This is a genomic window from Streptomyces sp. DS1-CR2, assembly GCF_055760475.1.
On sequence record NZ_CM147085.1, the window covers coordinates 8,606,055 to 8,628,299 of the forward strand.

The following is a 22,245-nucleotide window of genomic DNA, read 5'->3' on the forward strand; positions in this document are numbered from 1 at the left end:
TGGCGCGGACGTCCTCGCTGACGCTCACGCGTCCTCCTTCCGGTCGGTGCGGAGCACGAGCAGCATCAGCGCGACGGTGACGACGAAGACGACGACGGAGATCGCCGAGGCGTAGCCGACGCGGCCGGTCAGGCCCGTGCCGGTGCGCTGCACGAGCATCACGAGCGTGGTGTCCTCGCCCGCGGGGCCACCGTTCGGCCCCGCCATCAGATAGACCTCGGAGAACACCTTGAAGGCGGCGACCGAGGAGAGCGCGGCGACCAGGACCATGGTGGAGCGCACGGCGGGCACGGTGACGGTGAAGAAGCGGCGCACCGCGCCCGCACCGTCCACCGAGGCGGCCTCGTGCAGTTCGCGCGGCACGTTGGCCAGCGCCGCCAGGTAAATGATCATGTAGTAGCCGAGGCCCTTCCAGACCGTGACGGCCATGGCGCTCAACAGGAGCAGCCACTGGTCGCTGAGGAAGCCGACCCTGCCGATGCCCACGGCTTCGAGCAGTGAGTTCACCAGCCCGCGCTCGTCCAGCATCCACACCCAGATGAGGCCGACCACGACGATGGACGCGACCACCGGTGTGTAGAAGGCCGACCGGAAGAAGGTGATGCCCGGGATGTTCTTCTGGACGAGGAGGGCGAGCAGCAGCGGGAGGAGTACGAGGGCGGGGACGACCCCGACCATGTACAGGACGCTGTTGCGCAGCCCCGTCCAGAACATGTCGTCGTGCAGCAGCTCCCGGAAGTTGGCCAGGCCCACGAACTCGCCGGGGATCAGGGTCCGGCGGTCGGTGAAGGAGTTGACCACGGTGGAGACGAACGGATACAGGATGAAGACGGCGACGACCAGCAGTCCGGGAGCGGCGAACAGCCAGGGGCTGGTGGGCAGATGGCGTCGGACGCGGGAGACCGGCCGCTCGCCCGAGGACTTCGCGGGTGACGTCTTATCTGCGTTCGCCGAGGTCTTGGCGGCGGTCTTCACGGTCGGAAGGGGACTCGTCATGATGTACGGCTCCGGGGCTCAGCCCTGCTGCTGGAGCAGCCGGTCGCAGGCTTTGACAGCGTTGTCAAGAGCGGTCTTGGGGCTCTCCTTGCCCTGGAGGGCCTTGGCGACGGAGTTCCGCAGCTCGGTCTTCATCTGCTCGCTGAACAGGACCGGTGTGTAGTTGACCGCGGACTTCAGCGAGTCCGCCGCGGCGATCCGCACCCGCGTCTCGTCCGAGCCGTCCTGCTTCGTGAAGTACGGATCGTCCAGGGAGCCCGCGGTGCTCGGGAAGATGGCGACCTTCTTGGCGAACTCCATCTGGTGCTGCGCGTCGGTGACGTAGTGCGCGAACGCCACGGCCGCGGGCTTCTGCTTGGAGCGCGAGTTCACCATCACACCCATCACGTACATGTTCACCTTGCCGGTGCTGGTGATCTGGTCCGTGATCCCGATGTTCTTGTAGAGGCTGGGCGCTTCCTTCTTGAACTTCGACAGGTCGAGCGCGCTGCCCGGGTTCATCGCCACGGCCCCGGTCAGGAACTTCTTGCCGGTCGACTCGGGCGTCGCGGTCAGCGCCTGCGGGTCGAGCGCCTTCGCGTCGTACAACTCCTTGTACTTCGTGAGGAGTTCGACACCCTTGGCGTCGTTGAACGCGAAGCCGGTGCCCTCCTTGTTCATGAGCGGAGCGCCGTAGCGGCCGAAGTCCTCGATGGTGGGCACGTTGGCGAGCGTGGCCACCTTGCCCTTGCTCTTCTTCGCGAGCTGGAGCGCGTCGTCGAAGAGCGCGTCGTACGTCTTCGGGGGCTGCGACGCGTCGAGTCCGGCCTTCTTGAACAGGCTCTTGTTGTAGAACAGCGGTCCGGTGTTGAGGTACCAGGGGAAGGCGTACGTGCCGTCCATGCCCGGTATCTGATGGCTCGCCCAGGCCCCCGGCAGATACTCCTTCTTGTACTTCGACGCCGCCTTGTCGAGGTCGAGCGCGAGGCCGGCCTTGGCGAGCGGGGCGACGAGGTCGGGGGAGACGTTGACGACGTCGGGCAGCGTGCCGCCGGCGGCGTCCGCGCTGATCTTGTCGGCGTAGCCCTCGCCTGGCTGGTCGATCCACTTCACGTGCGTGCCGGGGTACTTCTTCTCGAAGTCCTTGACCAGGCCGTCGAAGTACGGCTTGAAGTTGGCTCTGAGGTTCCACGTCTGGAACGTGATGCTGCCTTCGATCTTGCCCGAGGCGTCTGTCGAGCCGCTGTCGTCACCCCCGGAACCGCACGCGCTCAGCGGCAGGACGACAGCGATGGCGGCGGCAGCGGCTAGTGCTCTGCGAGAGATGGGCACGGTGACACGGCTCCTTTGCGGCGGCGTCGAATGTTGCCGTGCAGACCCTGCATTGCGAACACGGAAAAAGTCAATGCATTCTCTGAAACTTCCGGGAGTCGCCTGGAAGAACACCAGGTCAGAGTAGTGGAGTAGACCTTTTGCAGTGCGAGACTAATGCGCTTTAGGGTCTTGAACTCAAGCGCATTAGTCTCTGACCGCATGAGCTAGGCTGGTCGCGGCAACCCACCGGGGTTCCACGGGGAAAGGGGCAGCTGTGCCAGCCAAGCGGTCTCCCGCGCGCCGACCGACCATGAAGGACATCGCGCTCAGGGCGGGTGTCTCGGAGAGCGCCGTGTCCTTCGCGCTCAACGACCGGCCAGGGGTCTCCGAGGTGACCCGCGACCGGGTGCGGCGGGTGGCCGAGCAGCTCGGCTGGCGGCCCAGCACAGCGGCCCGCGCTCTGTCCGGCGAAGGCGCGGCCACGGTCGGCCTGGTCGTGGCACGACCGGCGGACACGCTGGGCGTGGACTCGTTCTTCCTCCAGCTCATCTCCGGCATCCAGGAAGTCCTGGCGGAGCGTCACCTCGGCCTGCTGTTCCAGGTGGTGGAGGACGTCGGGGCGGAGTGCGCCGTCTACCGGCGCTGGTGGGCCGAGCACCGGGTGGACGGCGTGCTCGTCGTCGACCCCCGCACGGCCGATCCGCGCCCCGCACTCCTCGACGAACTCGGGCTGCCCGCCGTGGTGATCGGCGGAGTGCCCGACGCGGAGCACCCTGGCATGTCGACGGTGTGGGCGGACGACGCCGGCGCGATGGCGTCGGTCGTCGACGAGCTGTACGCGCTCGGGCACCGCCGCATCGTCCACATCGCAGGCCTGCCGGGCCTCGCGCACACCGAGCGGCGCATCCGCACCCTGCGCGCCGAGGCCGAGCGCCGTGGCCTGACCGAGGTGCGCTCCGTGACCACGGACTACTCGGACGCCGAGGGCGCCGCGGTCACACGCCGCGTCATGGAGGGCGACACACCCCCGACTGCGCTCGTCTACGACAACGACGTGATGGCCGTCGCCGGGGTCGCCGCCGCCGGTGAGCTGGGGTTCTCGGTCCCCGGCGACGTCTCGGTGGTGGCCTGGGAGGACTCCCCGCTGTGCCGCATGGTCAAGCCCTGGCTGTCAGCACTGTCCCGCGACACGGTCCAGTTCGGCCGCACCGCGGCCCAGGAACTGACGGCACTCCTGGACGGCGGCCCGTCGCGGACGGTCCAGGTGCCGCTGCCGCGCCTGATCGAGCGCGAGAGCACGGGGGCGGCGCGGGGCGCGGAGGCCGTGGTGGGCGGGGGCGACTGACGGGCGGAGGCGCGTGACAGGCGGAGGCGCCTGACCGGCGGTCGACGGCAATTGCAGTGTGCCTGTTGCCGATTTCAGCCCGCGCACCCCGGCATCGTTCTCGTCAGTGGCCGTGCGGCAGCATCCGTCCGACGGCCTTCCACGCGTCGTGGACGCGTCCGTGGTGAGCGGCGCCGGAAGGCGCCGTAGGGCCAAAGGCGCGCGGCGAAGGGATCGCCCGTGGTTCCCAGTCGCAGGGCGCAGCCGTACGGGCGGTGCGGGGCCCGGCGCACTCCTCCTCGGGCACTGTGAACGCTTCATGTTCCTTGAGCGCCATGCTGATGAGCGTCAGCAGGAGCGCCACGTCGTCGTCGCAGTCGAGCAGCACCGTGATCCACGAGGCGCCGGGGCGCACCCGGATTGCGGTGCTGTCGCGCAACAGCGGAAGGAGGCGTTCGACCGCCGTCCGGGTGAGGTACAGGTCTGCCGCATCGTTGGCATGGAAGTGCACGATGTCGCACCCTGCTGTCCCGAAGGCGCGCCCAACGGCGCACCGGGGAGAGCCACTTACCAGGTTCGGCCAGGACTCCAGCTGGGTCATGGCGCGATGGGCCGCGGTCATGTGCACATGGTTGCGCATTCTTCACCCCGCCAACCAGCCCTATTCACCACCCGCTTGATGAATCACTGGTTTCGGACGCCTCACGGGGGGCGGAAGGGGGCGCGTGACGCGCGCGGGGTGAGGCGAGCAGGGAGCGCCGTGAACGCCTCGCGCCTGGCACCGGGTCAGGCGAGCAGGGCCGTCGTGAACGCTTGGCGCCCGGCGCTGAGCCACGACTGAATCCGGTCCCAGCGCTCCCAGCCCCCGCGCTCGCGCAGCGCCCGGACGTAGGCGGGGTCCCCGTCGGCCACGCGCCGGGCGACGAACGCCCGGCATACCGCGGCGGCCTGTTCGACGACCTCCGGCAATGCGGCGCGTTCCCGCGGTGAGAGCCCGTAACTGTCCGCGAGGAGCCGCAGCCGCCCCGGGGCGTCCCACGCGTGAGAGGGGTCAGGTACCGGATAGAGCCGGGCCGCGGACTCGGGGTCCAGCATCGGGACCCAGTAGCCGGCGGTCATCGCGACATCCCAGACCGGGCGGCCCGGGGCCGCCTGGTCGAAGTCGATCAGGGCCACGGCGCGGCCGTCCCGGAAGATGACGTTCTCCGGGCACACGTCGTTGTGGCACAGCATCGTGCCGCCCTCGGGATCGGCCAGCGCCCCGGCCCAGCCGGCGGATACGTCCACCGCGACGCGCGCACTCGCCTCGTGCAGGCGCCTCAGCAGGACCCCGACAGACCGGAGGGCCGTCTGCGACATGGCCCACCGCGGAAACGGCGGGACGGCCACGTAGCCGGGAATGAACCCCAACTGCTCACGCCCGTCGGCACGGACGCCGACCGGCACCGGAGCCGCGTCGAATCCCTGATGCCTCAGCGCCGCGAGGTAGGCGTGGAGCGCCCGGACATTCGGCGGCGCCGGCCGCTCGACCACGTCGCCCCGCCGGAAGACCGCGCCCGCGTTCACCATGCCGCCCGCCAGTTCGTGGCTGTCCGCAGGCCCCGTGTCCCCAGTCATGCCCGTCACACTAGCGGCGTGGCCGCGGGCGTGGTGCCCGAGTCGCTACGGTGCTGAAGTGACCGGATCCGAGCAGCTTCCGCTGCTCTTCCTCGACATCGACGGGCCGCTGATTCCGTTCGGCGGGCCGCCGGAGTCCTATCCGACGTATCCGATGTGCCGCCCGGGATGCCCCGCCCCGCCGGGCGCCGACCTGAACCCCCTGCTGGCCAGGATCAACCCCGAGTACGGCCCCCGGCTCGCGGCGCTCCCGTGCGAGCTCGTCTGGGCGACGACCTGGATGGACGAGGCGAACGACTGCGTCGCCCCGCTCCTCGGGCTGCCTCCGCTGCCGGTGGTGGACTGGCCGGACCCGCCGGTTCGGGACGCGTGCGATGAAGGGCACGGCGTGCGTGGCCTGCACTGGAAGACCCGCGCCCTGGTCGACCAGGCGCAGGGCCGTCCCTTCGCATGGGTCGACGACGAGATCACCGACACCGAGCGTGCCTGGGTCTTCGCACATCACCCGGAACGCGCCCTGCTGCATCGTGTGGACCCTCGACGGGGCCTCACGGAGGCCGACTTCGCCCGCCTGGACGAGTGGTTGCGCGCGGCTGCCGAATGATCAGGGCGGTGAGCGCGCCTGCCTCGACCGTGGTTGCGGCCCGCGGCGGACCGATCCGGGGCCGTGCCGGTGTTTGGGCAGGTCGGATCGTCAGGCCGCCGCGATGTCGTCGGTGAGGAGTTCCGCGATGACATGGCGGGCGATGGAGGCCATCACCGGGTTGCTCTCCCGGTAGTGCTGGAGCTCCAGGAGGGCGACCGACAGGGCCCAGCCGCGGCCCCGTGCCCAGGCGTCGTCGTCCGAGCCCGAGCCGGTCCGGAAGACCTCGCGCGCACCGGCGGGCAGCAGGTACCAGGCCGCGATGAGGTCGACCGCCGGGTCACCAAGACCCAGACAGCCGAAGTCGATGACGGCGCTGAGCCGTCCGTCCGCGACGAGCACGTTCCCGGGCTGCAGATCCGCGTGGATCCACACGGCGGGCCCGGCCCACCCCTGCGCCCGCAGGGCCGACTCCCAGACGGCGGCCGCCGCATCACCGTCCAGCTCCGCCCGCAGCTCACGGATCGCCGCACGCGTCACCTCGTCCCGCTCCGCCAGCGGCTCGGTGCGGTAGGAAGCAGGGCCGCCGGTGGGGTCGACACGCTGGAGTGCGGAGACGAACTGCGCCAAGTCCTCGGCCAGCAGGGCCGGTTCGGGGGTGCGGTCCTGGGCGGGGTTGGCGCCGTCGAGCCAGCGGTACACGGACCACGGCCACGGGTAGCCCTCGCCGGGAGTGCCCTTGCCCAGGGGCGTGGGGACGGCAAAGGGGAGCGCTCCGGCGAGCTGGGGCAGCCACCGGTGCTCCTTGTCCACGTCCTGCGCGGAGCCCGCAAGGCGGGGGAGCCGCACGGCCATGTCCTCGCCGAGGCGGTACATGGCGTTGGACGTACCCGCCGAGATGACCTCGGTGAGTGGCAGCCCGGCCCACTCAGGGAACTGCCCGTCGACGAGCCGGCGCACCAACGAGGCGTCGATGTCCGCCTCTTCGGGCCGCAACTTACGAGGGCACATGGAAGCCTTTCGCGTAGAGCCACATGGCGCGTCTGCCGTTGCGCCAAGATACGGAAGCGGGCGGCGCGGGCCCAAGCGATTAACCGCCGATGACTGCCGCCCCTCAGCTGGTCTGACGTGCGACCTGGGCGTCGAGCGCGGCGCAGAGCCAGTCGTGGGCGGCGCCGGGCGTCGGCCGCGAAGGACCGGTCAGTTCGGCGACAAGCTGCCAGTAGTGGTCGATACGCGGATCGGCGGCCAGCACACGGCTGAGCGTGCGGCGGAACGCGGGGGTGTCGCGTACGCCCCGTGAGGCCGCGTGGGCGGAGACGAAGCAGTCCAGCGCCTCGCCCTCGTGCGGTGACTGCTGGTCGCGCAGGTGCGGCGATGCCAGAGCGTGGGCCTCGCCGAGCCCCTCGTAGAGCACCCCGGGGCGGAACCCCTCGTCGGTCCGGTGCGCCGCGGGCTGGCCGCGGTCGCCGCCCTCGCACGATCGCGAGGTGAACGCGTGCAGCCGGGCGAAGGCCAGGACATGGGCCGGAGTCGGGTCCTCCGGAGGCTGCGGTACGGCCTGTTCGAGGACGGCGGAGACGACTCGGGCGGGCATCCGCAGCGGCAGCCACCGGCGCCAGAACCGGGCTGGTGCGGCCGTACTGGGCGGTGCCGACATCGCGCCGACGAGAAGCAGCCGCTCGGTACGCTCGGCGGGCGTGCAGTCCTGGAGCAGCTGGAGCGCGGCCTCCCGCCAGCGCAGCCCGGCCAGTCGGGAGCCGATGTCCCGCAACTGCCCCGCGACGACGTCCTCAAGAGCGTCGTCCAGCGCGCCCTCTTCACTCAGCACGCGGCTCACGTCCGGCAGCGGCAGGTCGAGGGCGCGCAGGGAGCGGATGACGCGGAGCCGGTCGAGCGCCTCGGGTCCGTACCGGCGATGGCCGCCCGTACTGCGGGGCCCTTCGGGCAGCAGACCGCGGTCCGAGTAGAAGCGGACCGTCTTGACGGTGACGCCCGCGCGTTCGGCGAGCTCCCCGATGGACCACGTGCTGTCGGCGGACACGGCTTGAACCTCCCTCAGGGGGAGTTCCTACGGTACCGGCGAGCGTGGACGGCCGGTGCGGCCGGTGAGTGGACTATGGCGTGGGAGGAGACGGGTATGACGGCATTCATCCTGGTGGCGGGGGCCCATACCGGCGGCTGGGTATGGCGGGAAGTGGCCGCCGGGCTGAGGGACGCGGGGGAGCGGGCGTACGAAGTGACGCTCACGGGCATGGAGGGCGGCGGTCGTCCGGCGGGGCCGGGCGTGGATCTGGAGACGCACATCGAGGAGCTGGTGCGGCTGATCGACCGGCTCGAGGCACAGGACGTGGTCCTCGTCGGCCACTGCTACGGCATTCACCCGGTGCGCGGCGCCGCGCACCGGCGGCCCGAACGGATCGCCAGGATCGTCCAGGTGGACGTCGGCATCCCCCAGAGCGGCGACCCGGCCCTCAAGTTGGTGCCCGACCAGACGGTCCGCGAGCGCGTGCTGACCCTGTCCCGGGAAAGCAGCGCCGGGACGCTGCCCGCGCCGGTGGTGGTGGAGTGGCAGCGCTGGGGCAGCGTCGCCGGCCTCACGGCCGAGGCGCTGGAACGCCTGACCGAACGGGCCGCTCCCCAGCCCCTGGCCACGCTCACCCAGCCGCTGCGTCTGTCCGGCGCGGGCGCCGAGCTGCCGACGACGGGTGTCCTGTGCACGGCCAACGGGTCGAGAATCGCCGTGGTCGAGGCGATGGTGGCCATGGGCGATCCCGCGTTCCGGGCGCTCGCCGACGCGGGTGTCACCTTCTTCGAACTCGACACCGGGCACTGGCCGATGCTCTCCGCTCCCCGCGAGCTCGTGGACGTCCTGCTCCGGGCCGCCGCGGGGGAGGGGCGCCAGGTGTCCGCCAGCGGGCGCGAACAGCCTGCACATCTACGGCCGTTCCTCATGGACGTCAAGGAGCGGCCGCGGGAGCGCACGGGCCGCGTCGATCTGCATCTGCCCGATGCCGACGGCCCCCGGCCCGCTGTGGTCTTCGTGCACGGCGGGCCGGTTCCGGCCGGCGCCCGCCCGACACCGCGTGACTGGCCCGCCTTCGTCGGCTACGCCCAGTACGTGGCGAGCCTGGGCGCTGTCGGCGTGACCGTGGACCACCGGCTCCATGAACTGACCGCGTACGGGCGGGCCGCCGACGACATCGCCGGGGCGATCGATCTCGTGCGGGCCGATCCACGGGTCGACGGCGCCCGCGTCGCGCTGTGGTTCGTGTCCGCCGGCGGACTCCTGTCGGCCGACTGGCTCGCGGCGCCGCCGCCGTGGCTGCGGTGCGTGGCGGCCTCGTACCCGATCCTCGCGCCGCTGCCGGGCTGGGGGCTCACCGACAGCCGGTTCCGCCCGGCGGCGGCGGTGCGTGGTGCGGGGCAGTTGCCGATCGTGCTGACGCGGGTGGGGCTCGAGCGCCCTGAAATCGCGGTGACGGTCGAGGAGTTCGTGTCCGCGGCAGCGGACTGCGGCGCCGCGGTCGAGGTGATCGACGTGCCGCTCGGACACCATGGCTTCGAGACGACCGACCCCACCGACGCGTCACGCGACGCGGTGGAACGGGCGGTGCGCTCGGTGCTCGGACACCTGGGGGCAGGGGCCCCTTAGGGGGTGCCTAGGGGGTGTCCGCATCCGGGGTCAGGGTCTGGACCGAGTCGAGGAAGACACGGCGCTCGGCCGCGGGGAGCCGGGACAGGAGGTGGTCCTCGTGCGCGTGGATGTCGGCCTGCGCGGACCTGCGCACACGCCGGCCCTCGTCGGTGATGGAGAGGAGCCGGACCCGGCGGTCGTGCGGGTCCGGGGTGCGGGAGATCAGCCCGTTCTCCTGCAACGTGTCCAGCGTGGAGATGATCCGGGTCTTGTCGGCGCCGATGGCCGCCGCGAGCGCGGCCTGCGTGCGGACCGGGCCGTCGTCCAGGGCGCTGAGGACGACGTATCCCCACATCGAGAGCCCGTGCGAGGCGAGCACCGGCAGCTCGGCGGCGATGAGGGAACGCACCAGGGGCTGCAGCATCGCGGCGAGGTCGCGCCGTCCGCCGTTCTTGGCCATCACGTGCCGATGATAGACGTTGACATGTGATAGGCGTCGACAGACCATAAGCGTATGCCTATGAATAAGGATCTGGTCGCGTTCGACGCGGAAGCGGTGCGTACGAGCGTCGACGTGGTGGGGCGGGCGACGGCCGGGGACCTGGTCAGGCCGACGCCGTGCGCCGGGTGGACGCTGCGTGACCTGCTCGGTCACATGGCCGCGCAGCACTACGGATTCGCCGCGGCCTCGCGCGCAGAGGCGGACATCGCGGTGTGGCAGCCGCGTCCCCTGGGGGACGACCCGGTCGGGGCGTACCGCGCGGCTGCCCAGCACGTCCTGGAGGCCTTCGCCGTCGACGGGGTGACGGAGCGGCCGTTCCCGCTCCCGGAGATCCGCGACGGCGGACCGTTCCCGGGAGCGCAGGCCGTCAGCTTCCACCTCGTCGACTACGTCGTGCACTCCTGGGACGTGGCCCGGACACTGGGGCACACGGTGACGTTCGGCCCCGAACTCCTCGATGCGGCGCTCGCCGTGGCGCGGGTGGTGCCCGGAGGCGAGGCGCGCCTTGGCCCTCGTGCGGCCTTCGCGCCGGTGGTCGCGGCCGACGGCGGCTCCCCGCTCGACGAGATCGTCGCGCTCCTGGGCCGCTCCCCGTCATGGCGGCCCGCGCCCGCGTAGCCCTTCGCCTGGTGGGCTCGGCCTCAGGGCGGCGAACTGATGTCGCAGCGCTCCTACCGCACCGGGGTCAACCCGGACGCGGTCGGCCTCGGCCATACGACGGCGAAGTGCCGTCCACGCACTGCGGCCTGTGAGGGCCGTCGGGCGGAGGAGAGTGTGCACATGGACACCACGGACAGTTCTGCAGAGGACACCCGGCCGTCGTACCGGCTGATTCCCGGGAGCGCGGCCTCGCCCGTCCTCCTCCACGTGCCGCACGGCTCGCGTGTCGTGCCGGCGTACGTCCGGAAGGGCATCGTGCTCGACGACGTCTCCCTGGAACGGGAGTTGGACCTGATCACGGACGCCCATACGCAGGACATCGCCGAACTCGCCGCGCGTGACGCGGCGATGACGCCCTGGCGCTTCGTCAACGAACTCTCCCGCCTCGTCGTGGACCCCGAACGGTTTCCCGACGAGCGCGAGGAGATGAGCGCGGTCGGCATGGGCGCGGTGTACACCCACACCACCCACCGTGAGGTTCTCAGGCCCGAACCTCCCGCCGATGGCCCAGAGCTCCTCGACACCTACTTCCACCCCTACGCCGCCGCGATGACGGACGCCGTCGAGGACCGGCTCGCCGCCGCCGGGCGCGTGGTGATCGTCGACGTGCACTCGTACCCGAGCCGGGCCCTGCCGTACGAACTCCACGGCGCGGGCCCGCGCCCGCACGTGTGCCTGGGCACCGACCCCTTCCACACCCCCGACGCCCTGCTCGCGCAGGCGCGCGCCGCCTTCGGCCGGCTCGGGGACATCGCCCTCGACACACCGTTCGCCGGGACGTACGTGCCGCTGCGGCACTACGGCAAGGACCCGAGGGTCAGCGCACTCATGATCGAACTCCGGCGGGACATGTACCTGGACGAACCGGTGACGCCCACGCCGGGCCTGCCCGAAGCCGCCACCGCGCTGGCGGAACTCGTGGACATGATCGGCGGCGCGCGCGACTGAGCCGGACGCACTCCAGCAGATCGCCTCGGCCGAGCAGATTCTTTGCCGGAACGGCAAGAAGGGTCGGTGGCGCGCCCTGGCCCGTTGCATGATCGGCGTCAGGGCCGCCCCGGCCGGTCGCACCCGGCGTGGCCGCACGGTATCTACAGGAGGTCGCATGTCGCAGCAGGCCGGGCAAGCCACACACCGACTGGTCGACGGGCCCGCGGGCCGGATCCACCTCGTGGAGCAGGGCACCGGTCCGCTGGTCCTGCTCGTGCACGGGTTCCCCGAGAGCTCGTTCTCATGGCGCCGCCAGCTGCCGGCGCTCGCGGCGGCCGGATACCGGGCCGTCGCACTCGACGTACGCGGCTACGGCCGCTCCTCGAAGCCCGCCGACCCGGCCGCGTACGGAATGCTCGATCTGGTGGACGACAACGTCGCCGTCGTGCACGCCCTCGGCGAGCGGTCCGCGATCCTCGTCGGGCACGACTGGGGCGCGAACATCGCTGCTCACTCGGCCCTGCTCAGGCCGGAGGTCTTCCGCGCGGTCGCACTGCTGAGCGTCCCCTACACCCCGCCCGGCGGGCCGCGGCCCAGCGACATCTTCGCGGGCATGGGCGGAGACGAGGAGTTCTACGTCTCGTACTTCCAGGAGCCCGGGCGGGCCGAGGCGGAGATCGAGCCGGACGTGCGCGGCTGGCTCGCGGGCATCTTCGCCGCGCTGTCGGCCGATACGATGGCCGCGCCCGGCGCACCCGACCCGCACTTCGTCGCCCGGGGCGGATCGATGCGTGAACGCTTCCCTGTCGACCGGCTCCCCGCCTGGCTCGACGAGGCCGAACTCGACGTGTATGCAGGGGAGTTCGAGCGTACGGGACTGACCGGAGCGCTCAACCGCTACCGGAACATGGACCGGGACTGGGAGGAACTCGCCGCCCATCGAGGCGCCCCCGTCACCCAGCCCTCCCTGTTCATCGGCGGCGCCATGGACGCGTCCACCACATGGCTGTCCGATGCCATCGGCGCCTACCCCACCACCCTGCCGGGCCTGCGCTCGTCGCACATCCTCGACGGATGTGGCCACTGGATCCAGCAGGAGCGCGGCGATGACGTCAACCGCATCCTCGTCGAGTGGCTGGCCGGGCTCCCCGACGCCTGAGGGGACGCCAGCCCCGTGCGCGCTGCGGTGACGGGATTCCTGGAAGAAATTCGTCAGCTCCCCGACGGCCACGCACGCACGCCTGGTCCGCGTCTCCTGGGCCGGCGAATGACCCGGCAACCGGCGGCGGTCACTTGCGGGCCACGTAGTACACGTTGAGGATGTCGCCCTCGACCTGCTCCACGTCGATGTCACCGAACCCGGCGTCGGCGAGCATCTGAAGCGCCCGCTGCCGCCCCCACACCGCGCCGAGCCCCGCGCCGCCCTCGCCCAGCGACACGGTCATGCAGTAGAAGACCGAGAAGGTGTACAGGGCGGGGCCGAGGGGATGGCCGATGTTCTCCTCCAGATTGCTGGAGGCGAAGATGTCGCCCATGAGGAACACGCCGTCGTCGCGCAGCGCGGCGGCCACCGCGTCCAGGGTGCGCGCCGGGCGGGCCAGGTCGTGGATCACGTCGAACGCCGTGATGAGGTCGTACGTACCGCTCAGATCGGCGGTGTCGACCACGTCGAACCGGACGTTGTCGAGGCCGAGCCGCTCCGCCTCGGCGCGGGCCGCCGCGATGCCCTTCCGGGAGATGTCGACGCCGCGGAACCGGCTCTTGGGGAACGCCTGAGCCAGCAGATTCACCGCATGGCCCTGCCCGGTTCCGATGTCCAGCGCGTCGATCCCGCCGCGCAGCCGCTCCGGCAGGCCCGGCGCCAGCGGGATGATCGAGTCGACCAGGGCCACGTCGTAGACGCGCCCCGTCTCCTCGGCCTGGAGCTCCTGGAACCGCGGATACGAGGAGTAGGGGACGCCGCCGCCCTTGCGGAACGCGTCGAGGACCTCGTCCTCGACAATGCCGAGGAGCGCGAGGTCCTGAAGGAGCGCGGCCATGTTCTCCGGCCCCGCTGCCCGGGTGAGAGACGCGGCGTGCTCGGGCGGGAGCCAGTACGTGCCGTCGTCCGGCCGGTATTCGACGACACCGGCGACGGTGAGACCGCCGAGCCACTCCCGTACGTACCGCTCGTCGAGATCTGCGGCCTTGGCGATCTGGACGCTGGTCGACGGCGGAAGAGGTGCCATCGCGTCGAAAAGCCCCGTCCGATGGCCGAGGCTGCACAGATAGCCCAGACACGCGTCATTGACCACCTGGACCATGCGCCCCGCGAACTCTTCTTTCCGCTCGGAATCGACTGCCTGCCCGGTCGTCATCGTGGACTCCTTCCGGCGGGACCGGGGCACTTCCCTCCCCAAGACCAGGACGCCGACGCGGCACCGCGCACAGCGTGCCCGTTCGGCACCTTTTATCCTGATTCTACGCTGGGCGTTCCGAGGCGCCCCCGGCTTCACGGCCTCTCGCCCGGCGGCGTGCGGCCAGGTGCGTGTCGTCCCACTGGGCGATGGCCGCACGAGGCCGTTCTTGCTGCAATGGGCGCAGGCCGTGATTCAGGGATGGTGCACGATGACCGACAGACTGGCCACCGAGGCCGGTGACGAGGACGGCCCGCCGAGCGGCGCCGTGCTCGGGGCCCCTTGCTGGGTGAGCCTCGCGGCGCACGACCTGGCCGCCACCAGTGCGTTCTACGAGGCCGTGCTCGGCTGGGAATTCCGCCCTGGCCGCCTCGGCGACCGGTTCGCCGTCGCGATGGTGGACGGCAGACCGGTGGCGGGCATCGGCGCGGTGGCGTCCACCCTCGGCCTGGCCACGTCCTGGCTGCCGTACTTCGCCGTCGGTGACCCGGACGAGACGGCGAGCCGGATCCGCGAACGCGGCGGCACCGTGGGCGTGGGCCCGATCCCCTTCCCGCTGGGCCGCGCCGCACTGGTGGCCGACAGCAGCGGCGCCGCCTTCGGGATCTGGTCCGGGCACGTCGAACGGGACTGGAGCGGATGTCACCCCGATGCGCACGTCAGGCTCCGCCTCGTGACCAGGAACGCCTTCGACGCCGCCATCTTCTACGGCGAGGTCCTCGGCTGGACCGGGCCCGGCGGCTGCGACGTCCGCTACGAGAACGAAGAGGTCGTCCTGGTCTGCGGCGGCCTGTCCATGGCCCGGATCAGCTCCGGCGCTGTCGAAGCGGCCCCCGATCCCGACGTCCGACCGCACTGGGAGGTCCAGTTCACCGTGGACGGCGTCGCCGAGCGCGCCCGTGCGGCCGTCAAGCACGACGGTGCGGTGGCGGGCGAGTGGGTGGACGAGGCGGGGCGCTGGGCCACGCTGCGGGACGCTCAGGGCGCGCAGTTCACGGTGTTCGAACCCCATGAGGGTGCCTCGGCAGGGTGAGCAGGCTCGGTCACCGCAGCAGCAGCTGGACGACGGCGACGGTCCCCACCGTCACGACCAGGGCGCGAAGAGCCCCGGGGCTGAGGCGCCGGCCTGCCCTCGCGCCGAGCTGACCGCCGACTGCGGAGCCGGCGGCGATGAGCAGTACGGCCGTCCAGTCGAAGTCGGCGACGAAGAGGAAGAAGAGCGCGGCGACGGCGTTGACGAGCGCGACCAGGACGTTCTTGACGGCGTTCAGGCGTTGCAGCGGCTCGTCCAGGAGCATGCCCATCAGCGCCACGTAGAGGATTCCCTGCGCGGCGGAGAAGTAGCCGCCGTAGACGCTGGCGAGCGTGAGGCAGGCGAACAGGAGGGGCCCCACGTCGCCGCGCGGGCGCGCGCCGGACCGCTCGCGCCGGCGCCGCACCCGGGCGCTGATCAGCGGTTGGAACGCGACCAGGACGACGGCGAGACCGACGAGGGCCGGCACGATCGTCTCGAACGCAGTGGCCGGAAGGGCGAGCAGAAGCGTGGCGCCCGCGAACCCGCCGAGCAGGGCACCACCACCCAGCTTCAGGATGCGCCGCCGCTGCCCGGCGAGTTCGGTGCGATAGCCGATGGCGCCGCTGATGGACCCCGGGATCAGACCGAGCGCGTTCGAGACGGTCGCGGTGACGGGCGGCAGGCCGGTGGCGAGCAGAACCGGGAACGTGATCAGAGTCCCGGAGCCCACCGCGGTGTTGATGGCTCCGGCGCCCACCCCGGCCGCACAAACGGCGACCATCTCCCACACCGTCACTCCGCCCCGCCCCTCTCCCCTTCGTTTTGCATGCCGCAGACGCTAGGCCGCGGACAGTTCGGCGCCTGCCGAAGCGTCCGCGGCGCCCGGAACGGCGGCCGTAGCGGCGGCCGGAGCCGGGGGAGCGCCGAACTCTCCCCCAGGCCTCGCGAAACCAAGACCGCCGGACCGCACCAGGCCCGTGCCATTCCTCGCGGACAGGCCCGACGAGAACCTGTCCCGGCAAATCCCTCAACAGGGCAGGGAGTTGAGGAAGTGGATCAGTGCGGTGTTGACGGCATCGGGCTGTTCCATGTTCGGCAGATGTCCCGCGCGGTCGACGACAGTGAGGGTCGCGTGCGGGGCCAGCCGCTGAAGGGCCCGGGCGTCCTCAGGTGGCGTGTACACGTCGTCCGCGCCCACCACGACGAGCGTGGGGGCGGACGTGGCCGCCAACGTCTCGCGGTAGTCCGCCCGTTCGGCGCGCCCGCGCAGGGCCGCGGCGGCGCCCGCCGGGTCGGTGGTCCGCATCATCTCCAGTACGTGCGCGGCGACCTGGGGCATCGCGGCGACGTTGTACGCGGCCAGCATCTTGTCGATCACCTCACCCGCGTAACCGTCCATGCCCTCCGCGAGGAGTCGGTCGGCGAGGCGGTTGCGCAACGCCTTGCCCTCGACGGTCTCGGCCACCGGCGAGGTGTCGGCGAGGACCAGGGCCCGCACGCGCTGCGGGTGGCTGCGCTGGAACTCCATGGTGATCTGGCCGCCCATGGACACACCGCCGACGACGGCGCGGTCGAGCTCCAGGTGGTCGAGGAGGGCGGCTATGTCGTCCGCGAACGCGGGGAAGGGGGTGGTGCCCGCAACCGTGTCGCTGTCCCCGTAACCGCGCAGGTCAGGGGCGATGAGGCGGTATCCGGCGGCGGTGAGCGCGGCGGTCTGGGGGCGCCACATGGTGCGGTTGAAGGGGTGGCCGTGGATCAGGACGACGGGCACGCCGTCGGCCGGGCCCAGGTCGTCGAAGTGGATCGCGGCACCGTTCGAAGTGAGGCGGCTCATACGGGCACTCTAGGGCCGAGATCATGACCGGCCGGCGGCGGGCGGGCACCACCTCGTGCGCGCGAGGGCACGGTTCGGCGCGGGGGCAGCGTTCGGTGACCCCGCGTCGCAGGACGTGACGGTGCGGGCGGCCGGCCCGCGCGTCAGTTGTGGCCGAACTTCCGCGGCTGCTTGTGCGAGTGGTGCTCCGAGATCCGGCGTGCGGGCTCCTCGGAGGGGTCGGTCGCCTTCTTGATCGGCTCCGGCGTCGACTTCTTCTCGGCGGGGGCGGTGCGGTCATGGTCGTGGCCGCCCGAGCGGGCGCCGCGGTTGTGCCGGCTCTGTTTCTTGCTCATGATCGCTCCTCCTGCCGGAGTGCGCCGGAATCGAGTGCCCGACGGCATTCCGGCCACTCCCAGACTTGCACGCGGCCGCGCCTGGTGCATGTCGGGCGCTCAGAGTGCATGGCGGGCAGGATAGGGCCCGAGACCTGGGACTCTTGTCTTCTGATCACCCGGTCGTTAAGATTTTCTGCGTCTCTGTTGTCTCCGATTGAGGTGGACGTTGCGCATCTGAGGATCGCGATCACCGCGCCGTACGGCCTTCGCCGCCGTACGCCCGTCACGCCGCAGCGGCCGTTCCGTGCCGCCCGTGACCCCGCGTGGATGCGACCTCGGTGCATGAGCCGTCCCCGATGATCTGTCGGACAGCCGCACCCCCTTGCCTGGTTTTCGGATCTCCGGATCCCCGGCTCGGTCGCCGCGTGGTGCTCGCATACGTAGCCCCCTCCCACCGCGCTTGCGAATGCGAGAAACACCATGGCGACACCCACCGCGCCCAGCGCCTCCCTGACCTGCTCCGGCCTGTCCTTCCAGTGGCAGGACGGCACCCCTGTCCTCGACGGGCTCTCCCTCGCCATCGGCCGGGGCCGCACCGGACTCGTCGGCACGAACGGCACCGGCAAGTCCACCCTGCTGCGCCTGCTCGCCGGCCAACTCACCCCCACCCAGGGGGCGGTGACGGTCGGCGGCAGCCTCGCGTACCTGCCGCAGAACATCACCCTCGACACCGCGATGCGCGTCGACCAGGCTCTCGGTATCGCCGAGCGGCGCGCCGCGCTGAGCGCCATCGAGAACGGCGACGTGAGCGAGGAGCACTTCGACACGGTCGGCGACGACTGGGACGTCGAGGAGCGGGCCCTCGCGACCCTGGGCTCACTCGGCCTCGCGGACGTCGAACTCGACCGCACCGTCGGCCAGTTGTCCGGCGGCGAGACCATCCTCCTGCGCCTTGCCGCCCTGCTCCTGGAGCGCCCCGACATCCTCCTGCTGGACGAGCCGACCAACAACCTGGACGTCTTCGCGCGGCGCAGGCTCTACGAGGCCGTCGACTCCTGGCGCTCCGGCGTCCTCGTTGTGGTCAGCCACGACCGCGAACTCCTCGAACGGGTCGACCGCATCGCCGAACTGCGCTCCGGCGCCGTGAGCTGGTACGGCGGCGGCTGGTCCGCGTACGAGGAGGCGCTCGCCACCCAGCAGGAGGCGGCCGGGCGGATGCTGAGGGCCGCCGAGGCCGACGTGCGCCGGCAGAAGCGCGAACTGGAGGAGACCCAGATCAAGGTGGCCCGCCGCGCCAGGCACAACAAGAAGCTGGACGCCCAGCGCAAGGCCCCGAGAATCGTCGCGGGGGAGAAGAAGAGGTCCGCGCAGGAGTCCGGCGACAAACTGCGCGGGCTGCACGAGGACCGGCTCGGCGAGGCGCACGAGCGGCGCGAGGAGGCCGCGGAGGCGATCCGCAACGACGCCGAGATCCGCGTGAGCCTGCCCCACACCGCCGTACCCACGGGCCGTACGGTCCTGAGCCTCAAGGAACTGAGCCTCCCGCACGGCAAGTTGCGCGACGGCAACCTCCACATCCACGGCCCCGAGCGCATCGCGCTGGTGGGGCGCAACGGAGCCGGGAAGACCACGCTCCTGCGCACCCTCACCGGTGAGCTGGAACCGCTGTCGGGCGAGGCGAAGACGTTCGTCCCGCTGCGGTTCCTGCCGCAGCGTCTCGACGTACTGGACGAACAGTTGAGTGTCGCGGCGAACGTGGCCCGCATGGCCCCGGGCGTCACCGACAACCACGTCCGCTCACAGCTCGCGCGGTTCCTGTTCAAGGGCGCCCGCGCGGAGCAGCCGGCCGGCACCCTCTCCGGCGGCGAACGCTTCCGTGCGGCGCTCGCGGCAACGATGCTCGCCGCACCGGCTCCGCAGCTCCTGATGCTCGACGAGCCGACCAACAGCCTCGACATGGCCAGCGTGCGGCAGTTGACGAGCGCACTGGAGTCGTACGAGGGCGCCCTCCTGATCGCCAGCCACGACCTGCCGTTCCTCGAGTCGATCGGCATCACCCGCTGGCTGCTGCTCGGCGAGGACCTTCAGGAGACGACCGCGGAGGAGGTACGCGACCTGCTGGAAGCGCCGGAGGCCGGGTGAAGCGAGGACCGTGGTCGGGGCTGACGGTCCACCCCCGGACGGCTGAGCCCTACGCGGTGCGCGGCGGGAGCCCGAGGCCGGACGGATCCAGGAACTGGATCCGTCCCGCCGTGCCAAGCCCCTCCGGGGTACCCGGGAAGAGCCAGAGGCCGCCCTTGCCGCGCCGATAGCCGGGGGCGTTCGCCACCACGTCGCAGCGGCCGTCGCCGTTGACGTCGAGGAGCGGGAACGTGGCGGCGAACCCGTCACCGCCCGACGGGTCGTGCGTGCCGGGCACACCGGGGGTGTCGAGGTCGAAGGCGGTCGCGTTCGCGCCCGTCGGGGAACCGTCGGGACCGCCCGGCAGCAGCGTGAAGCGGCCGTTGCCCTGGTCCTCTCCCGGCGTGTCCACGAGCAGATCCGGATGCCCGTCACCGTTCACATCGCCGGTGCCCGCGCCCCTTCCGAAGCCGTCCTTGCCCTGCGAGTCGCCCGGAACACCGGGTGTCTCCTGGTCGAAGACGGCGTTCGGCCGCCCGCCTCCTACACCGGACTTCGACCCGTACGCCACGGTGAGCCGCCCCGAGGCGGGGCCCTCCGCGACACCCACGTCGCGGTATCCGGGCGCGAGAACGTCCTCGATCCCGTCGCCGTCGACGTCACCGCTGCGCGGCACCAGGACTCCGTCGTACGTATCGTTGCCGAGGTTCCCGGGCGGCCGGGCCGGCGTCAGCCCGCGGGGGCTGCCCCGGAAGTACGTCACGTACGGGCCGTTGTCCACCGGCGGATCCGCGTCCTCCTCGCCCGGGCTGGGATCGGTGAACATGACATCGCCGTAGCCGTCGCCGTCGAAGTCCCCGCTGATCGCCTGGCTGGGGCTCGCCGTGTTCTTGAGTTCGGCGGTGCGGGCGGGCGCGCCGTCCTTGCCGAAGGGGCCGTAGGCCACCAGGCCCTGCCGGTCCGGCAGTTCGGTGTCCCTCCCGTTGGGGTGGTGCCCCGCGTAGACCAGGTCGACGGCCCCGTCGCCGTCGACATCGGTGGCCGCGCTCGCTACGACGAGACCGGCGGCCTTGACGGGGATCGGGTCGCCGAGGCCCTTCTTGCCGCCGGGCAGGATCACGGCAGTGCCGGGGTCGTCCCGGCGCGCCGGATCCTTGGCGTGGTGGTCGGTCAGCGTCGCGACCAGGTCTGTGTAGCCGTCACCGTTGAGGTCGGCGCGGAGCAGCGGACCGTAGAAGAAGTCGCGGTAGGTCCTGCGGCGCCCGGGGTCCAGGCCCTTCGCGGAGCCGGGGAGGACGAGCAGGTGGTAGCCGGTCGGCTCCCGGAACTTGTTCCGCGTGGTCAGGGACGTGACGAAGTCGTCGTAGCCGTCCCGGTCGAAGTCCCCGAGCCCGCGCTCGCCCGCACCCCGGCCCGTGGGCACCTTCGGAGCCGGGTCGGCGGTGCGGTCCTCGCGGGTGTCGCCCTCCGAGCAGCCGGCGAGCAGTGTCACCGCGCATCCGCAGGCGATCAGGGTCTGCGACAGACGACGGCGATTACGGGGCGCACGGGACAAGACGTTCCTCCGGGGTCTCCTGTGAGTTACGGATGGGACCGCTCAGGAACAGCCATGGTTGCGGTCCGGAAGATCGCGGTTCAGCAACGTCGCACGGGGGCCGCCGCGATGCCATGCTGGAAAGGAGATCTGGAAAGGAGATGTGGAGGACCGCCATGGGGTTCTATGCCGAGCAGGTGCTGCCCCGGATCATCGATGTCGCCTGTGGCGTGAAGATGACCGCACCGCTGAGACGGCGGGTCTGCGAGGGGCTGCGGGGCCAGGTCGTGGAGATCGGTTTCGGCACGGGACACAACGTCCCCCACTACCCGTCGACCGTCGAGGGCGTCGTCGCGATCGAACCCTCGGACGTCGGATGGCGACTCGCCACCGAGCGGGTCGGCGCGGCGTCCGTCCCGGTGCGCCGCGCGGGCCCGGACGGCCAGTCGCTGCCCTTCGAGGACGACAGCTTCGACACCGCGCTGTCGACCTGGACGCTGTGCACCATCCCCGACGCCGGGGCCGCCCTGCGCGAGGTGCGCCGCGTGCTGCGGCCCGGCGGGACACTGCACTTCCTGGAGCACGGCCTCGCACCGGATGGGGACGAGAACGTACGCCGCTGGCAGCGACGAATGGAACCGGTGCACAAGCGGCTCTTCGGCGGCTGTCACCTCACGCGCCCGATCACCGACCTGCTGACGGAGGCCGGTTTCACGATCACGGCACTGGACGTCTTCTACGAGCAGGGCGCGCCGAAGCCCATAGGCGCAGCCTCCCTGGGCGTCGCGCTCGCGCCGTAGACAGGCGAATATCCCTAGGGGTGTCCGGCGGATCCCCCTAGTCGGTACGGCCCGTCGCCGCGACGGTGACGCCCAGGCCGATCATCGTGAGCCCACCGACGCCGCCGACCATGCCGAGCCGCCGCGGCGAGCGGGCGAACCAGCTCCGCGTCGTCGCCGCGACCAGGCCCCACAGGCTGTCGGACACCACGGCGATGACGTTGAAGACCAGGCCGAGCACCAGCATTTGAAGGGTGACGTGCCCCTGGCCGCGGTCCACGAACTGCGGCAGCACGGCGGCGAAGAACACGATCGTCTTGGGGTTGGCCACGCCGACGGCGAACCCCTCCCACAACGTACGCAGGCTGCCGTGCGCGACCCCGTCACCCGTGAACGCGGCGTGCAGCGAACGCCGTTGGCGCACCGCCTTGATGCCGAGGTACACCAGATACGCGGCGCCGACGAGCTTCAGCGCGGTGAAGACGAGGACCGAGCGCTCCACGACGGCACCGACACCGAGCGCCACGGCCACGACGAGCACGTAGGCGCCGAGCGTGTTGCCCACGACGGTGGTCAGCGCGGCACGGCGGCCCTGACTCAGCGCCCGTCCGATCACGAACAGCACGCTGGGACCCGGAATCACGATCAGCAGGAACGACATGGCCGCGAAGGCCAGCAGCCGGTCGGAAGACACCATGAGGGCCATA

The 22,245-nt window shown here is 71.3% G+C and carries 22 protein-coding genes; 9 read left to right on the top strand and 13 right to left on the bottom strand.

All coding sequences use genetic code 11. The annotated features are described in order from the left end of the window. Positions 1–24: 24 nt before the first annotated feature. Together ACY0PA_RS40235 and ACY0PA_RS40240 are read right to left on the bottom strand one after the other, a co-directional pair. Positions 25–996, bottom strand: a complete 972-nt coding sequence (locus ACY0PA_RS40235) for a carbohydrate ABC transporter permease (protein ID WP_473082281.1) — start codon at positions 994–996, stop codon at positions 25–27. Positions 997–1,014: 18 nt separating this feature from the next. After that, complete coding sequence (locus ACY0PA_RS40240) at positions 1,015–2,307, bottom strand: ABC transporter substrate-binding protein (RefSeq protein WP_406101566.1); 1,293 nt, start codon at positions 2,305–2,307, stop codon at positions 1,015–1,017. Positions 2,308–2,563: 256 nt separating this feature from the next. On the opposite strand from ACY0PA_RS40240, the gene ACY0PA_RS40245 reads away from it, so the two are divergent. Further along, positions 2,564–3,634: a LacI family DNA-binding transcriptional regulator gene (locus ACY0PA_RS40245; protein ID WP_473082282.1), complete on the top strand. Its 1,071-nt coding sequence runs from the start codon at positions 2,564–2,566 to the stop codon at positions 3,632–3,634. 103 nt (positions 3,635–3,737) lie between these two features. Here ACY0PA_RS40245 and ACY0PA_RS40250 read toward each other — a convergent pair whose 3' ends face one another. After that, a complete protein-coding gene (locus ACY0PA_RS40250; protein ID WP_473082283.1) occupies positions 3,738–4,124 on the bottom strand; it encodes a luciferase domain-containing protein in 387 nt (128 codons plus the stop codon). Positions 4,125–4,399: 275 nt separating this feature from the next. Beyond that, a complete protein-coding gene (locus ACY0PA_RS40255) occupies positions 4,400–5,230 on the bottom strand; it encodes a phosphotransferase (RefSeq protein WP_473082284.1) in 831 nt (276 codons plus the stop codon). A gap of 58 nt (positions 5,231–5,288) precedes the next feature. Between ACY0PA_RS40255 and ACY0PA_RS40260 the strand changes: the two genes are divergently transcribed. Beyond that, entirely contained in the window at positions 5,289–5,834 is a 546-nt protein-coding gene (locus ACY0PA_RS40260; RefSeq protein ID WP_473082285.1) for an HAD domain-containing protein, read from the top strand. A 90-nt stretch (positions 5,835–5,924) separates the two neighbouring features. Here ACY0PA_RS40260 and ACY0PA_RS40265 read toward each other — a convergent pair whose 3' ends face one another. Further along, entirely contained in the window at positions 5,925–6,824 is a 900-nt protein-coding gene (locus ACY0PA_RS40265) for an aminoglycoside phosphotransferase family protein (RefSeq protein WP_473082286.1), read from the bottom strand. 103 nt (positions 6,825–6,927) lie between these two features. Next, the gene (locus tag ACY0PA_RS40270; protein WP_473082287.1) at positions 6,928–7,857 is read right to left on the bottom strand and encodes a helix-turn-helix domain-containing protein; all 930 of its coding nucleotides are present in this window, start codon (positions 7,855–7,857) and stop codon (positions 6,928–6,930) included. A gap of 96 nt (positions 7,858–7,953) precedes the next feature. Between ACY0PA_RS40270 and ACY0PA_RS40275 the strand changes: the two genes are divergently transcribed. Further along, positions 7,954–9,468 (top strand): alpha/beta hydrolase, encoded by a 1,515-nt coding sequence (locus ACY0PA_RS40275; RefSeq protein ID WP_473082288.1) that lies wholly within the window; start codon positions 7,954–7,956, stop codon positions 9,466–9,468. A gap of 7 nt (positions 9,469–9,475) precedes the next feature. On the opposite strand, the gene ACY0PA_RS40280 is transcribed toward ACY0PA_RS40275, so the two are convergent. Next, positions 9,476–9,910, bottom strand: a complete 435-nt coding sequence (locus ACY0PA_RS40280) for a MarR family winged helix-turn-helix transcriptional regulator (protein WP_473086586.1) — start codon at positions 9,908–9,910, stop codon at positions 9,476–9,478. Positions 9,911–9,970: 60 nt separating this feature from the next. Here ACY0PA_RS40280 and ACY0PA_RS40285 point away from each other — a divergent pair, with 60 nt between their 5' ends. From ACY0PA_RS40285 to ACY0PA_RS40295, 3 genes are all read left to right on the top strand, one after another. Then, positions 9,971–10,570, top strand: a complete 600-nt coding sequence (locus ACY0PA_RS40285) for a TIGR03086 family metal-binding protein (RefSeq protein ID WP_473082289.1) — start codon at positions 9,971–9,973, stop codon at positions 10,568–10,570. 162 nt (positions 10,571–10,732) lie between these two features. Further along, a complete protein-coding gene (locus ACY0PA_RS40290) occupies positions 10,733–11,560 on the top strand; it encodes an N-formylglutamate amidohydrolase (RefSeq protein ID WP_473082290.1) in 828 nt (275 codons plus the stop codon). A 157-nt stretch (positions 11,561–11,717) separates the two neighbouring features. Further along, positions 11,718–12,701, top strand: coding sequence for an alpha/beta fold hydrolase (locus ACY0PA_RS40295; RefSeq protein WP_473082291.1), 984 nt, complete (start codon positions 11,718–11,720; stop codon positions 12,699–12,701). A 130-nt stretch (positions 12,702–12,831) separates the two neighbouring features. Here the strand turns inward: ACY0PA_RS40295 and ACY0PA_RS40300 are convergent, their stop codons facing one another. Beyond that, the gene (locus ACY0PA_RS40300; RefSeq protein ID WP_473082292.1) at positions 12,832–13,899 is read right to left on the bottom strand and encodes a class I SAM-dependent methyltransferase; all 1,068 of its coding nucleotides are present in this window, start codon (positions 13,897–13,899) and stop codon (positions 12,832–12,834) included. Between the two features lie 250 nt (positions 13,900–14,149). Here ACY0PA_RS40300 and ACY0PA_RS40305 point away from each other — a divergent pair, with 250 nt between their 5' ends. Continuing rightward, a complete protein-coding gene (locus ACY0PA_RS40305; RefSeq protein WP_473082293.1) occupies positions 14,150–14,971 on the top strand; it encodes a VOC family protein in 822 nt (273 codons plus the stop codon). Between the two features lie 10 nt (positions 14,972–14,981). On the opposite strand, the gene ACY0PA_RS40310 is transcribed toward ACY0PA_RS40305, so the two are convergent. From ACY0PA_RS40310 to ACY0PA_RS40320, 3 genes are all read right to left on the bottom strand, one after another. Further along, complete coding sequence (locus ACY0PA_RS40310) at positions 14,982–15,749, bottom strand: sulfite exporter TauE/SafE family protein (RefSeq protein WP_473082294.1); 768 nt, start codon at positions 15,747–15,749, stop codon at positions 14,982–14,984. A gap of 231 nt (positions 15,750–15,980) precedes the next feature. Further along, a complete protein-coding gene (locus ACY0PA_RS40315) occupies positions 15,981–16,787 on the bottom strand; it encodes an alpha/beta fold hydrolase (protein ID WP_473082295.1) in 807 nt (268 codons plus the stop codon). 143 nt (positions 16,788–16,930) lie between these two features. Next, the gene (locus ACY0PA_RS40320; protein ID WP_473082296.1) at positions 16,931–17,122 is read right to left on the bottom strand and encodes a hypothetical protein; all 192 of its coding nucleotides are present in this window, start codon (positions 17,120–17,122) and stop codon (positions 16,931–16,933) included. Between the two features lie 462 nt (positions 17,123–17,584). Here ACY0PA_RS40320 and ACY0PA_RS40325 point away from each other — a divergent pair, with 462 nt between their 5' ends. Beyond that, positions 17,585–19,246, top strand: coding sequence for an ABC-F family ATP-binding cassette domain-containing protein (locus ACY0PA_RS40325; protein WP_473082297.1), 1,662 nt, complete (start codon positions 17,585–17,587; stop codon positions 19,244–19,246). A gap of 49 nt (positions 19,247–19,295) precedes the next feature. On the opposite strand, the gene ACY0PA_RS40330 is transcribed toward ACY0PA_RS40325, so the two are convergent. Next, positions 19,296–20,717, bottom strand: coding sequence for an FG-GAP repeat protein (locus ACY0PA_RS40330; RefSeq protein ID WP_473082298.1), 1,422 nt, complete (start codon positions 20,715–20,717; stop codon positions 19,296–19,298). Between the two features lie 218 nt (positions 20,718–20,935). Between ACY0PA_RS40330 and ACY0PA_RS40335 the strand changes: the two genes are divergently transcribed. Then, a complete protein-coding gene (locus ACY0PA_RS40335) occupies positions 20,936–21,559 on the top strand; it encodes a class I SAM-dependent methyltransferase (RefSeq protein ID WP_473082299.1) in 624 nt (207 codons plus the stop codon). Positions 21,560–21,596: 37 nt separating this feature from the next. Here the strand turns inward: ACY0PA_RS40335 and ACY0PA_RS40340 are convergent, their stop codons facing one another. After that, a complete protein-coding gene (locus ACY0PA_RS40340; RefSeq protein WP_473082300.1) occupies positions 21,597–22,235 on the bottom strand; it encodes a LysE family translocator in 639 nt (212 codons plus the stop codon). Positions 22,236–22,245: the final 10 nt, after the last annotated feature.